General features: G+C 52.7%; 1 pseudogene. It reads right to left on the reverse strand.

Going from position 1 to position 294, the window contains the following annotated elements:
* Positions 1-17: 17 nt before the first annotated feature.
* Positions 18-294: pseudogene (locus tag IFT60_RS26255) on the reverse strand (IS110 family transposase); the annotation flags it as partial.

Consider the following 294-nt stretch of genomic DNA (forward strand, 5'->3'; position numbering starts at 1 on the left):
TTTTGATGACAACAAGTTCAAGCAGGTTGATTGATCAACCCGAACTTGGTCAGTGCCTTGATCCAGCGCGGCGCGTTTTTCTTCACTGACATGGCTTCGTAATCGGTGGCGCTATCCCGGTAGTACTGGCCACGTTTGAGCATGTAGAAGATGGTGCGCAGGATTTTGTGTGCGATGGCGATGATCGAACGTTTATGGCCGCGTCGGATCAGCAATGCCTGAAATTTCGATTTGAAGACGGACGTCGTTCGGCTGGCCGAGTGTGCGAACTCGCAAAGCAGGCGGCGTACGTAG

Origin of the sequence: Massilia sp. CFBP 13721, assembly GCF_014842025.1 — a bacterium.
Lineage (GTDB): Bacteria > Pseudomonadota > Gammaproteobacteria > Burkholderiales > Burkholderiaceae_D > Telluria.